Annotated in this window: 9 protein-coding genes, 1 tRNA gene and 1 pseudogene; 5 read left to right on the forward strand and 6 right to left on the reverse strand. The window is 51.5% G+C overall.

Features of this window, described 5'->3' with window-relative positions:
- Positions 1 to 230: 230 nt before the first annotated feature.
- The 4 genes from AC1M2H_RS00645 (at position 231) to AC1M2H_RS00660 (ending at position 3,615) form a co-directional block, all read left to right on the forward strand.
- On the forward strand, positions 231 to 752 hold the full coding sequence (locus AC1M2H_RS00645) for a hypothetical protein (protein WP_480149913.1): 522 nt from the start codon (positions 231 to 233) through the stop codon (positions 750 to 752).
- A gap of 48 nt (positions 753 to 800) precedes the next feature.
- Positions 801 to 1,832 (forward strand): IS630 family transposase, encoded by a 1,032-nt coding sequence (locus AC1M2H_RS00650; protein WP_480151833.1) that lies wholly within the window; start codon positions 801 to 803, stop codon positions 1,830 to 1,832.
- Positions 1,833 to 1,858: 26 nt separating this feature from the next.
- Positions 1,859 to 2,275, forward strand: coding sequence for a VOC family protein (locus tag AC1M2H_RS00655; protein WP_480147914.1), 417 nt, complete (start codon positions 1,859 to 1,861; stop codon positions 2,273 to 2,275).
- A gap of 200 nt (positions 2,276 to 2,475) precedes the next feature.
- On the forward strand, positions 2,476 to 3,615 hold the full coding sequence (locus tag AC1M2H_RS00660; RefSeq protein WP_480149914.1) for an AIPR family protein: 1,140 nt from the start codon (positions 2,476 to 2,478) through the stop codon (positions 3,613 to 3,615).
- Positions 3,616 to 3,639: 24 nt separating this feature from the next.
- Here AC1M2H_RS00660 and AC1M2H_RS00665 read toward each other — a convergent pair.
- Positions 3,640 to 4,787, reverse strand: a pseudogene (locus AC1M2H_RS00665) (tyrosine-type recombinase/integrase); the annotation flags it as partial.
- Positions 4,788 to 4,944: 157 nt separating this feature from the next.
- Positions 4,945 to 5,039, reverse strand: a tRNA-Sec gene (locus tag AC1M2H_RS00670).
- A gap of 451 nt (positions 5,040 to 5,490) precedes the next feature.
- Here AC1M2H_RS00670 and AC1M2H_RS00675 point away from each other — a divergent pair.
- Positions 5,491 to 6,228, forward strand: a complete 738-nt coding sequence (locus AC1M2H_RS00675) for a MurR/RpiR family transcriptional regulator (RefSeq protein ID WP_480149915.1) — start codon at positions 5,491 to 5,493, stop codon at positions 6,226 to 6,228.
- A 62-nt stretch (positions 6,229 to 6,290) separates the two neighbouring features.
- Here the strand turns inward: AC1M2H_RS00675 and AC1M2H_RS00680 are convergent, their stop codons facing one another.
- From AC1M2H_RS00680 to AC1M2H_RS00695, 4 genes are all read right to left on the reverse strand, one after another.
- The gene (locus AC1M2H_RS00680) at positions 6,291 to 7,670 is read right to left on the reverse strand and encodes a family 4 glycosyl hydrolase (protein ID WP_480149916.1); all 1,380 of its coding nucleotides are present in this window, start codon (positions 7,668 to 7,670) and stop codon (positions 6,291 to 6,293) included.
- Between the two features lie 13 nt (positions 7,671 to 7,683).
- Positions 7,684 to 9,243, reverse strand: coding sequence for a PTS transporter subunit EIIC (locus AC1M2H_RS00685; RefSeq protein ID WP_480149917.1), 1,560 nt, complete (start codon positions 9,241 to 9,243; stop codon positions 7,684 to 7,686).
- 200 nt (positions 9,244 to 9,443) lie between these two features.
- A complete protein-coding gene (locus AC1M2H_RS00690; RefSeq protein ID WP_480149918.1) occupies positions 9,444 to 11,147 on the reverse strand; it encodes an AsmA family protein in 1,704 nt (567 codons plus the stop codon).
- Between the two features lie 156 nt (positions 11,148 to 11,303).
- Positions 11,304 to 12,695 (reverse strand): nucleobase:cation symporter-2 family protein, encoded by a 1,392-nt coding sequence (locus AC1M2H_RS00695; RefSeq protein ID WP_480149919.1) that lies wholly within the window; start codon positions 12,693 to 12,695, stop codon positions 11,304 to 11,306.
- Positions 12,696 to 12,740: the final 45 nt, after the last annotated feature.

Consider the following 12,740-nt stretch of genomic DNA (forward strand, 5'->3'; position numbering starts at 1 on the left):
GAGGCCACCTTTGCACCTGCATTAAAAGCGGTTCCTTAAGCGGGCAGGCGTGGTGGGGAGAGCATTGCGCGCTGATGTAGATATTTAATGTTCGCTCCCAGTGCCTTTAAGTTCACTAGCTCAAGAATTTTAAACTAGTCATAATTTTTCATTCATGTGATTGCTTTCATTGATTTTTGTAGATCACATGTTTATTTTATCTTCACATTAACTATTATGTTGAGGATTTTATGAAGTATCAGATGCTAGTTAGTATTTTGGACAAGATAAGATATGAAGCTCCAGATAAGCAAACTAAGACCTATAGGCCCGATTCATCAGATATAGAGAAGGTAAATTCCGCTAGAGCAAGAGCATATATTCACTTGTATTTAAAGGTAAGCTTTGGATTAATGAGTTTTGTTGAGCGAGAAAGGTTTATAACTGACGGAAGTTATGATGGTGGAATAGATGGATATTATATCGATAATGAATCCAAGCATATTTATATAATACAGTCTAAATTCAGAACAACTAAAGATAACTTTGAGTCAAAGGACATATCCTACGATGAAATACTTTGTATGGATGTTGATAATATACTCGGTGGGAATGATCGTGATGATAATGGTAATTCATATAATGGGAAAATCAAACAACTACAAAGAGAAATAAGTGAGTTGTCAGATATTGCTAGGTATTCTTATAAGATTATAATTTTGGCTAATTTAAAGGACATACCTCAGAATCGTTTAAAGAAACTATACCCGTGATCATTGAAACTGCTTGATTTCGTCGGTGCTGAGGATCATGCTCAGGCCATGAACGTAAAACTGACCTCCGCACAGATTGCCGCCCTTGAGGCTCAGCACCGGCAGAGTCGTGACCGCCGTGTCTGCGACCGGATACGCTGCGTGCTGCTTTCTGCTCAGGGCTGGTCTCCTGCCATGATTGCGCAGTCTCAGCTCATTCATGAGACCACGGTTCTGCGTCATCTATCGGATTATCTCAGCGACGGTAAGCTCACCTCTGATAACGGCGGTTCGCAGGAGCATCTGACTCCCGGGGAGTCTGCCGAACTTCGTCAGCTTCTGACTGACACTGTTCACATCACGACGGCCAGTATCGTGTCGCTTGTCCGTGACCGCTTCGGTGTGCGCTACAGCATTCCGGGTATGAATAAGTGGCTTCACCGCAACGGGTTCACCTGGAAAAAACCGTCAGGTATTCCCCATAAGTTCTGCCCGGCACAACAGCAGCAGTTCATGACGCATTATGAAGCGCTGAAGCAGGCTGCCGGTGACAGCGAACCCATTCTGTTTATGGATGCGGTACATCCGACGCAGTCAACGAAGCTGAGCTGTGGCTGGATAAGAAAGGGGGAACTGAAAGCGGTGAAAACCACCGGGAGCCGGACCCGCCTGAACATCATCAGCGCCCTCAGCGTGAACGACCTGGCCCGGACGGTGACCCGTGATTATCCGCAGATTAATGCGGATGCTATCTGCCGTTTTTTTATTGCAGTTCGCCAGACTTATCCGGTGTCGCAGAAAGTGCATCTGATACTGGACGGTGCGCCTTATCACCGGGCATCGCTGGTTAAGGACTGGGCCTTCGTGATGAATATTGAACTGCATTATCTGCCGCCGTACAGCCCGAACCTGAACCCGACAGAACGGTTGTGGAAGGTGATGAATGAGCATGTGCGGAATAACCGGTATTTTGCGTCAGCGAAAGCCTTCAGGGACGCGATAAGAGGATTTTTTGAACGAACCCTGCCGGAACTGGGGCAGAAACTGGGCTGTCGTATCAACGACAATTTTCAGGTGCTCAGTTCCGTGTCAGAGACATAACGACGTATAGCGTAAGGTGTTCACCTGTGAACAAAATAACTCTCATTGATCATGTTGCAATAACTGTTGCCGACCTTGAAGTATCTTACTGTTTTTACGATAAATTGTTTGGTGCAAAAATTCATGCAGAGTACGCCCCCTTTGGGAAACTGCTTGTAAGGCAGGTATCGCTGGGTGATATTGTCCTGAGTTTACATCAGGTTGAGAATGGCGTGGAACTTGTAGCTAAAAGGCCAATGCCAGGGAGTGCTGATTTATGCTTCCGGTGGGGAGGGACAATTCTCAGCGTGTTAGAGCTACTTGAGAAAAACGATATCGAAATAATCCATGGCCCGGTGCCCCGTGAAACGAGTTCAGGTCAGCCATCACAATCTGTTTTCTTTCGGGATCCTGATGGAAATCTGCTGGAGTTAATGGCTGCTGATAATAAAGACCAAGGTTAAAATACTCAATAAAGTCAAAAATAAATATTTTCATCTGCAGGACTTAATGTGGCTCCCTGAAACAATCTGCACTTTGAAGTTTATTGAGTATAACTGATGGATACGCTTCGATAGTTTTCGACTATACACGAACTTACAGTGAATTAGTATTTCCTGTAGTGTCCGGAACATTGTTCACTGCGCATGATATATGTATACCAATGGATTTATCTAATAAAAATGCAGGTAGCAAGATTAGTTATACCGTAAAAACAAAAGTTAGTGATTGTGAGATAACAGTTTTGTTTGCCCCTGTTATTGAAATCGCTAAAATAATGAGTAAATATAAAAATTCAATTTTAAAATACAATCCGAGAAGTTACTTGGAGTTGGAGGGGCAAATTGTTAATAACTCAATAAGAAAGACAATTCTTGGAAGCGAAACAAATGAGTTCGCATTGTATAATAATGGAATAACAATGATTTTCGATGAAACATATATCAATGAAAGGATTGGCCAGAAAAATAAAGCACAATTAAGCGTTAAGAATCCTCAGATAATAAATGGTGGGCAGACCTCGTATATCCTCAGTAGGATTTATGAGGAGAATATAGATAATGATGTTGAGGCAATATTTGATGGTAAAGAAGTTTTACTAAAGGTTATAACATTAATTGATAATGATAGTCATACCGACAAGTTAGAGTTAATTGATGCTATCTCAGAGACGACCAATAAGCAAACTCCTGTTATTAATGCGGATCGTTTCGCAAATGATTCAATTCATCAGAAAGTACAAAAAATAGTGTTTGATAAATATGGTTTACTATATGAAAGGAAAAGAGGCGAATTTGCAGATGGTTTGAAAAGTGGTTATATCGAATCTTATCAAGTGATAGAGCGAAATCTTTTTCTCCGCATCTATTTTTCTGCGAATGGTCATATTAACCAAGGATCGCAAAAGAAATTATTCCAGAAAAACTCTTTGTCAAAATTGAGACTTACGGATGAAGAGTTACATAGGTTTTTTATTGCTTATCATGTTTTTAATGCGTTAACAGGTAGACTGGAAAAAAGAAATCATCACCTTAATTTGAGAAGAATAAATAAATCGCACTATGCTAAGCTTTACTATTACAATGAATTATTCCCAGATGGAAATCTTGAATCGCTAAGTGATAATTTGGTTGTTTTAGAATTAAAGTGGGATGAATTCATGAAGTACGCGATCGAAGTGAATAGTGGTATAAAGAAATATTGGTTTAGAAATGATGGTCAGATAATAGCCTTTAACGAGGACAAATACTACAATAGCGAGCGATTGGAACAAGATCTTATGAGCTATAACAATGTCAAGTAAATGATAAGGGAGTTGTACTCCCTTTAGTTTATCACTATACCATTGCAACATTGTTTTTCGATTTTCAATATATTGTGCATGATTGTATGTTCCACGAATACTGTTCTTATTTACATGTGCTAACTGCATTTCAATCCATGCACTATCAAATCCTTGTTCATGCAAAATTGTCGACATCGTATGTCTAAATCCGTGACCTATTGCGTGTCCTTTGTAACCTAGTAATTCAATCACTTGTGACACGCTTTCTTTAGAGATAGATTTGCTACGGTTATTCCTACCAATAAAAATATAGGGATAATGTTCGGTTAATGGCTTGAGCTGCTTGAATAAATCGAGCACCTGAGTAGATAGTGGAACAATGTGAGGCCTACGCATTTTCATACGTTCAGCGGGGATTTCCCATATACCTTTCTCAAGGTCAACCTCTTCCCACGTAGCAAAGCGCATCTCCTGCGTTCTTACACCAGTCAACATGACTATCTTCGTAGCATTTTTGGTGATGATGCTACCGGTATACGCTTCGAGATCCCGAATAAAATGAGGCAATTCTTCGGCAGATAGAAATGGATGATGTTTTTGCTTAGGAACGGCTAGAGCGATGGCTAAATCAGGCGCAGGATTGTATTCAGCACGGCCAGTTATGATTGCGTAGCGATAAACCTCACCGCACCTCTGACGCACCTTACGCGTTTTCTCTAGTGCTCCACACTTCTCTATTCGTCGCAATACTTCAAGCAGTTCTAACGGTCTGATTTCACTGATAGGACGTTTACCAATGAACGGGAACACATCTTGCTCGAATGTCTTAATGATTTCTTCGCGATAGGCCACTGTCCAGCGGTCAGCTTTGTTGGCGTGCCATTCTCGACATATGGCTTCGAATGAATTCTCTGTTGAGAGTTGCTGTGCCAGCTTTTGGGCTTTACGTTCTTCGACTGGATCAATGCCATTTGTGACCTGTTTACGGGCCGTATCTCGTTTCTCTCGTGCTTCTGCGAGGCGTAGCTACCAAATGACATTAGCCTTGCTTTACCGGCAAAACGAAAGCGGAAGCACCAGCCCTTTGAACCGTCTGGATTGACGAGTAACGATAAGCCTTGTCCGTCATTCAATATGTAGCGCTTGTCTTGAGCCTTTGCTCGTCTGATTTGTATGTCTGTAAGTGCCATGTGTATAAGTCAAAAATGTGTATAAAAATCTATACACATCACTATATATTTTTCATGGATTCAGGGAGAACTTGTCAGACGATTACGGATGAGGGATTTTCTATATGTATTTAAAATAAAGGGATTTTTAGACGTTCTAGGATAGCAGCGGAGCAACTGGCGGAAGATCACAGGAGTTGAACCTGCCCGGGACCGCTGGCGGCCCCAACTGGATTTGAAGTCCAGCCACCTCACCGGAGATGACGATCTTCCGCGCCTCGATTGCTACATGGAGGCGGGGCGCATTATAGCTACTTTCAGGCATTTACCACATACCTAAACGCACTTTTTTACTGTTAAAACTGGACTTTACAGAACACTCCTGGTCAAATCCCTTCAAAATCCGTGGCTTACACTTTTTTACATTCCCGCGCGTTAGCGCAATCTCCCCTTCGGCGGGGTTCTCGCGTCGATTATCCCCTCGCAAACGCCCGGAAAGATGCTGCGCACGACGCCGCTGGAGTTAAGAAAAGCCTGAAGCGCCGCTCCGATGGAGGGACAACGGCGCCGCTTTTTTGCTAACCACGCCCGATGCCGCGGCGGTAAAAGGTTTTTTTATTCCATTTATTCTAAAAAAGTAATTTCTGTTTCATTCCGGTGACTCACGCCACAGACAGTTTTGCCGTTCGGTGGTAGCGTACTCTGCCGCTGAGAGGAGCCCGGAATGGATTTAGAAAACATCTTTCGTGACGTTAAGCTGAGCAAAACGGAAATGACCGTCCTGCGCTCTATTCAGCACGATCCTGAACGCTGCGTGCGGGAGGGGATCCGCGCCGTCGCCGAGCGCTGCTACAGCAACCCCTCTTCGCTGGTGCGTCTGGCAAAGAAGCTCAAGTTCAGCGGCTGGCTGGAGCTGGTCTATTTTATTAAATTCAATATCACCATGCCTAAGCTCGATGTCACCAACGACATCGACTATATGAGCATTCTGCCGGCGGAGCAGATCACCCCGCTGCTGGAAAGCCTGCAGCAGCACCGCATTCTGGTTCACGGCAGCGGCTTCTCGCAGCTGATTGCGCAATATATTTATAATAAGTTTCTGGTGACCGGCGTAAACGCCAGCCTTGCGCTGTGGCCGGATTATGAAATTCTTGAGCAAAAAAACGCCGCCAAATTCGACTCGATCTGGATAATTTCTAAATCGGGGCGCAGCAGCTCGGCGTTAAACTGGGTGAAGGCGCTGGAGGGGAAAGAGATTAACCTGGTCTGCTTTACCGGCGACTATCAAAGCCCGCTGGCCCAGGCGGCGGATACCGCGTTTATTATTCACGACCCGCAGAAGTTTGATGATGATATTTACTGGAGCAACCCGTTTTTCGGCTACTGCATATTAGGCTTTGAGCGCTTCCTGAAGATGTGGTTTATCCAGACTTCAAAAGGGAATACGGGCGATGCCCCTTAGACGCGGCGCCGCAGCGCTTCCGGGCTGCGGCGCTGAGGCTGCAGCCCGGAGGCCGGCGGAGACTACCGCCAGTCGGCAACCAGCTTATCGTCGAGGTAGGCGTTAACCAGCTTCTGCGCCAGCGACCAGGAGCCGACCAGCGGATGGGCCATCAGCGCCCGTATCGCCAGCGACTTATCCCGCTGCAGGATCGCCGCCACCGCCAGGCGCTCATACTCTTTGACGCTGGCGATCATGTTCTTCTGCGCCGTCGGCACGTGCGCCGGGGTGACCGGCTTCAGGCCGTCTTTGCTCAGATCGCAGCTAATCTCAATCACGTCGTCCGGGCGCAGGAAGTCGAGGGTATCGTTGTTGGATATCGACACTACGATACGCTTGGTGGTGGTGCTGTTGACCGCTTCCAGAATATCCAGCGCTACGCCCGCGTAGCCGCCGGTATCCGGCTCTTCGATAAACTGCTGCAGGGTGAGCGGCTCGCGGGTATGGAACTTCTCCTGCTGCGACTCATTCTGCATATAGCTGTTTTCCCGGCGCAGGTAGTGCTTCATCCAGATATTGAACGCCGCCTCCGGATTGGCCTGTACGTCAACGGTTTGCAGCTCATCGCGCATATCGCGGTTGATGCGGGCGATCTGCTCCCCGCGGGTTTCCGGCGCTTCCTGAATCGCTTTTAACGCCACTTCGCGGTAGTAGTAATAGTAGAGATATTCGTTCAGCAGCTGCTTATCGCACAGTTCAACCAGCTCGGGCGAGAAGTACTGCATCGCCGTTTTACGATAGAGGTCCGGGCTGGCGATCAGGCGCTCGGTCACGTCCTCTCCGCGCACCGTGAAGTGGGTAAACCACGAGAAGTGGTTCAGGCCGTAGCACTCGACGCCAAGGTCACGCTCGTCGCAGCCGAGGATCTCCGGCAGTTCGCGAATCAGCTCCGATGGCGCATCGCAGATACCGTACACCCGGCGCTTAAAGCCGGACTTGATAATCGCCTCGGTCACCAGCCCTGACGGATTGGTGAAGTTAAACAGGATCGCGTCCTCGGCGGCGTGCTCTTCGATGAGCCGGCAGTAGTCCAGAATCGCCGGAATCGAGCGCATCGCCATGGCAAAACCGCCGGCGCCGGTGGTTTCCTGGCCTAAAGTATTATGCTCAAGCGCAATGCGCTCATCGCGAATACGGCTCTCGTCGCCGCCGACCCGCAGGGTGGTAATAACGTAGTTGGTATTCGTCAGCGCGGCGACCGGGTCGCGGGTAACGCTAAAGTGAATATCCGGGCGGATAGCCTGAAAGACGTAGCGGGCGATCTCGCCAAAGATGGCCAGGTTATCAGCGGAGCTGTCGAGAAATACCACTTCCGTTAAGCCAATGCGGTGCGCGTTATAAGCCAGTGATTTTGCCAGGAACGCGGAGCGAACGCCGCCCCCGCCTAATACGGTTAATTTCATAAATAACTCCTGATTAATTTTCTGCGAGCCAGCTATCAACCCGGGAACGAACCTGTCCCACCTTGACGCCATAAATAACCTGTACTTCATTTCTGTTGCGTACGACGCCATTGGCACCGGTGCTTTTCAATATATCGTCGTCAACCAGTTGCATATTTTTAATTGCAACCCGCAGGCGGGTGAAGCAGTTATCAATGGAAATAATATTATCCTTGCCGCCTAAGCCATTAATAATTTCATCGGTGACCGCCGACTTATCGTTCATTTTTTTACGATAGTCCGCTTTGCTATATAGCTTCACATTTTCGTCGTCTTCGCGGCCCGGGGTTTTTAAATTCAGTTTTACTACCAGGGTGCGGAAAATAACGTAGTAGACGGCAAACTGCCCGATGCCGATCAGCACGTAGCCGGGCCAGCGCGTTAACGAAACCGGCAGCGGCAGGTTATAAATCAGGAATTCGATCAGCCCGGATGCGCCCCACGGGCGAACGGTAAAGATGTCGCAAATTGCCTGGGATGCGGCGGTTAACGTGGCGTGAATCACCCACAGCAGCGGCGAAACAAACAGGAAGGTGAACTCAATGGGCTCGGTAATCCCGGTCAGCATTGAGGTGATAATGGCGGGCAGCAGAATCGCCTTAGCCAGCATTTTCTTCTCAGGCTTCGCGGTGTGGTAAAACGCCAGAGAGGCGCCGGCCAGGCCGAAAATCGTGGTCATCCCCTGCTGGGAGAAGCGCAGGGCGTCGTTCATCACCGGGGTGAGATCCGGATGGCGCATATAGGCGAGGAAAATCGCCTGGGTGCCGGAAACGACCTGGCCGTCAACGTTCAGCGTGCCGCCGATCTGCGTCAGCTGGAACGGCGACCACACGAAATGGTGCAGGCCGGTGGGGATGAGGAATTTTTCAAAGAAACCGTAGACGAAGACGCCCGCGACGCCGGCGTTTTTCATAAACCCGGTTAACGCCGCGATGCCGTGGGTCATAAACGGCCAGATCCAGGTGAAGGCGATGGCGTAGAAAATGATGACGGGCGTCATGGCCACCAGGGTCAGCTTCGCGCCGCCGTACATCGACAGCGCGCCGGGTAGCTCAATGGTGGAGACTTTATTATGTACCCAGGCGATGGTGCAGCCGAGAATAATGCCGAGGAATACTCCCATATCGACGACGACAAACCCTAAGAGCTGCGTCTGGCCGGTGCCGTAATATTCACCGTTAATTTTTTCGGCAATGCCGTGAGTATGCTCCAGCCATGAGTGGTTGGCCCCCAGGAACATGATAAAACACATGACCGAAACCAGCGCCACTTCCGTTTTTTTATCTTTTGCCAGACCGTAGCTAATACCCACGCAAAAGAGTAATCCGAGATTGCCGAATAATGGCCAGAAGGTATCGCCGAGCAGCTGGCCAAGCTGATGTAAAAAGCTGGTTTCGGAAATTAATGTTGGGTTGGTTAAGACAGAACTGAGTGCCAGAATTAAACCGATGACCGGCAAGAACAATACAGCACCGATCATCGCTCTGGAGAATTTTTGCATATTCTCCAGCGCATGTTGACGTATTGCGGACATAGTTGTTCCTTTTATTTTTGTAGGTACAGGGACTTTAATTATTTTTTACTTCCAGCGTTTTGGTTATAGCAATTCTGCATTTTGAAAGGAACATGTTGCGGGAAATAGGTACAAACAGCCGCAAAATGGCAACAGGTTTCAGGGGCGGGAAATATGGCGAGGCCTTCTCCCGGCAGGGAGAAGGCTGGAGGACGAGGAAATTAAGGAGCGACAGACGCGGGCTGGGTGCCGCTTACCTCGCCGCTGCGCATCACCTGCGCAACCTGCTGTTTTTCCATATTGGTCGCGCTGAGCTGGCCGTTAACCGTCGGCCTGAGCGGCGCATCGGCCAGCACGCTGCCGCTGGCGGTTAGCTGGAAGTTACCGTCACCGGAAACCGGCAGCGCGGGCCAGCCCCACGCCTGCAGGACGCTTAACGGTACGCCGCGCCCGTTCAGGCTGAGGTTAACCTGGCGCTGGGGGAGCTGCGACACCGCGGCGGTGGCCTGCAGAATACCGCGCTCGGTAAAGGCGCTAAGTTCGTTGATATTGACCGTTGAGGCGTTGGCGCTGAGCTTAAGCGACGGGCGCCGGACGTCAACGCGGTTAAAGGTGGCGGCGGCGGCGTTGAGCGTTGCGCTGCCGTTCCATACGCCCCAGCGCCGATCCTTCACCAGCTGCAGCTCGCCGCCGTAGCCGTCGAGGGCGGTGACCTGCCACGGGAACTGCGGGTCGATATCGATAACCAGGTTGCGGCTGGCGCCGAATTTCTTCAGCGTCAGGCTCTGCAGCCACGTCGGCAGCGGCTCCATCCACAGCTGTTTCCAGTTTTCCGGCAGGGTATATTCCAGCCCGGCAAAGGCGGTGTCATCCAGCACCAGCGCCTTGCCGTCGCGCAGCCAGCGGCCGGAGGTGCGCACCATCCCGCCTTCCCAGCGCGAGGTAAACTGACGCAGGGCGATACCCTGCGGCGAGAATTCGGCGTTCAGGATAGGATCGAGGAAGTGCAGCGAGCCGTTAATGAATTCGTTGGCGTTCATCGACAGGGTACCGTCCTCGCTCTGCCAGTCGCCGTGGCTCAGGGTCAGATTGCGCAGGCTGAGGTCCAGGCCGGTGACCGCCCAGTCGGTTCCCTGTAGGCTGGCATCGGTGACGTCGAGGCGGCCAATTTGCAGCGAAGGGACGGTGGTCAGCGGAGCGAAGAAGTCAGCCAGCGCTTTATCGCTCTGCAGGCGGGTTTCATTCAGCTGCAGATTATCAACCAGCCAGCTGCCGTCGGCGCTGCGTTTAGCGTTGCCGGTTAGCGTTCCGCGGGCAACGTCGGCGCCGAGGGTAGAGAGCGTGACTTCGCCATTATCGATAGCACCATGAATCAGGACGTTGCTGGCCTCAACCCCGTTGAGGGTCAGCGAACCCGCGCTCATCTGAATCTGCGCTTTTTTCCCCAGCACGTTGCCCGCTTCCGGCGCCCACGGGCTGACTCCGCCGGTTACCCGCTGCGCGCTCAGGTCCCAGCCGGTTTCCGGGCTGTTGAACGCCATATTGCGCAGCTGCAGGCTATCGGCGGCAAAAGGCAAAGAGGCGGAGGAGGGGGAGAGGTTTAACGTCCCGTCGCTGAGCACAATCTCATCGGCATGCAGCGGATCGCTGAACTGGCGGGAGCTGAAGCCGATATCCACCGTTTTGGCGACCAGCGTCGGCGGCTTACCGTCGCGACCGAACGTCACGTTTTGCAGCCGCAGGTGGAGAGGCGCCGAGAAGTCGTGATCCATCGCATCGAAGGAGACCTGCCAGCCGGTGCCGTCGCTCAGCCAGGCGCTGGCCTGACGCGCGCCCCAGTGGGTCTGTAGCAGGAACCAGGCGGCAACGATCGCGACCAGCAGAACGGTCAGCAGCCAGAGAATCAACTTTCCAGGAAATTTCATGATCTTACATCCTGAGCGAGGCACATAAGGCTGTTATGCCCGAATTATGCGCAATCCTCAAGACAGGAATGGGCGAATAAGAGGATGTGAAGCAGCGAAGAACGTAATACGTGAAGTTGCCCCGGCCGCAGCGCACGGCCGGGGAGCGGGCCCGGATTAATTTTTCTCTGGCGGGAAGACCAGATTCAGCACAATCGCCGTAATACCGCCGGCGGCGATACCGGAAGAGAGCAGGTTCTTCAGCCAGTCGGGGGCGAACTGCAGGATCAGCGGCTGCTGGGAGACGCCGAGACCCACCGCCAGCGACAGGGCGATAATCAGGATCGCCCGGCGGTTCAGCGGCTCGCGGGAGACGATACGCACGCCGGATGCGGCGATAGTACCGAACATCACCAGCGTCGCGCCGCCGAGCACCGGCTCGGGGATATGCTGCACGAAGCCGCTGACCGCCGGGAACAGCCCGAGCGCGATAAGCATCAGCGCCACCACAAAACCGACGTAGCGGCTGGCCACGCCGGTGAGCTGGATCACGCCGTTATTCTGGCCGAAGCAGGAGTTCGGGAAGGTATTAAATACCGCCGAGACGAACGAGTTCAGGCCGTTGGCCAACACGCCGCCCTTGAGACGCTTCATATACAGCGGGCCGGAAACCGGCTGCTCGGAGACGTCGGAAGTGGCGGTGATATCGCCGATGGTTTCCAGGGAGGTGATCATGAACACCAGCATCAGCGGCAGCAGCAGGTTCCAGTCGATCCCCAGGCCGTAATAGAACGGGGTCGGCACCATAATCAGGCCGCCGTCGGTCGGCGCGGTATTGGCGGGGAGCATATCGAGCAGCCAGGCCGCCAGGTAGCCGGCCGCCATCGCGATCACCAGCGAAGCGATGCGCAGGTAGGGGTTGCGCTGACGGTTAAGAATAATAATCAGCCCCAGCACGATACCCGCCAGCAGCAGGTTTTTCGGCGCGCCGAAGGTGTGGTCGGCCATCGCCGCGTAGCCGCCGCCGATGGAGGTCAGGCCAACCTGAATCAGCGACAGGCCGATAATCATCACCACCACGCCGGAGACCAGCGGGGTAATGACGCGTCGCGCAAGGTGCAGAATGCGGGAGAGGACCATTTCCGTGCAGCTGGCCAGCATCAGGGTGCCGAACAGCGCGGCCATCATCGTCGGCACGTCGGCGCCGCCGGTTTTTAGCGCGGTACCGCCCATAATTAGCGGGGCGACGAAGTTAAAGCTGGTGCCCTGGATGGAGAGCAGTCCGGAGCCGACCGGTCCCCAGGCCTTAATCTGAATAACCGATGCCACGCCGGACGCGAACAGCGACATGCTGATAATGTGCTGCGTATCCTGGGCGGGAAGACCCAGAGCCTGGCAAATTAACAGCGCCGGCGTGATCACCGCGACGAACATCGCCAGCAGGTGCTGGAAGGCGGCGAACAGCGTTTGTGGAAGCGGGGGGCGGTCTTCGAGGCGGTAGATTAATTCGCTGGTTTGTTTATGCGCAACCGGTTGCGCATTTTCTGGCTCGGCGGTATTCACGGACATCACAAGCAATCCCAAGGTGGCAAAGCGGGGATTTTAGCGGACTAT

It is taken from the genome of Klebsiella sp. F11, assembly GCF_056712265.1.

Bases quoted from the DNA above. Each gene is read 5' to 3' on its own strand.
- AC1M2H_RS00645 (WP_480149913.1), top strand. From the start codon at position 231: ATGAAGTATCAGATGCTAGTTAGTATTTTGGACAAGATAAGATATGAA.
- AC1M2H_RS00650 (WP_480151833.1), top strand. From the start codon at position 801: ATGAACGTAAAACTGACCTCCGCACAGATTGCCGCCCTTGAGGCTCAG.
- AC1M2H_RS00660 (WP_480149914.1), top strand. From the start codon at position 2,476: ATGGATTTATCTAATAAAAATGCAGGTAGCAAGATTAGTTATACCGTA.
- AC1M2H_RS00675 (WP_480149915.1), top strand. From the start codon at position 5,491: ATGGATTTAGAAAACATCTTTCGTGACGTTAAGCTGAGCAAAACGGAA.
- AC1M2H_RS00680 (WP_480149916.1), bottom strand. From the start codon at position 7,670: ATGAAATTAACCGTATTAGGCGGGGGCGGCGTTCGCTCCGCGTTCCTG.
- AC1M2H_RS00685 (WP_480149917.1), bottom strand. From the start codon at position 9,243: ATGTCCGCAATACGTCAACATGCGCTGGAGAATATGCAAAAATTCTCC.
- AC1M2H_RS00690 (WP_480149918.1), bottom strand. From the start codon at position 11,147: ATGAAATTTCCTGGAAAGTTGATTCTCTGGCTGCTGACCGTTCTGCTG.
- AC1M2H_RS00695 (WP_480149919.1), bottom strand. From the start codon at position 12,695: ATGTCCGTGAATACCGCCGAGCCAGAAAATGCGCAACCGGTTGCGCAT.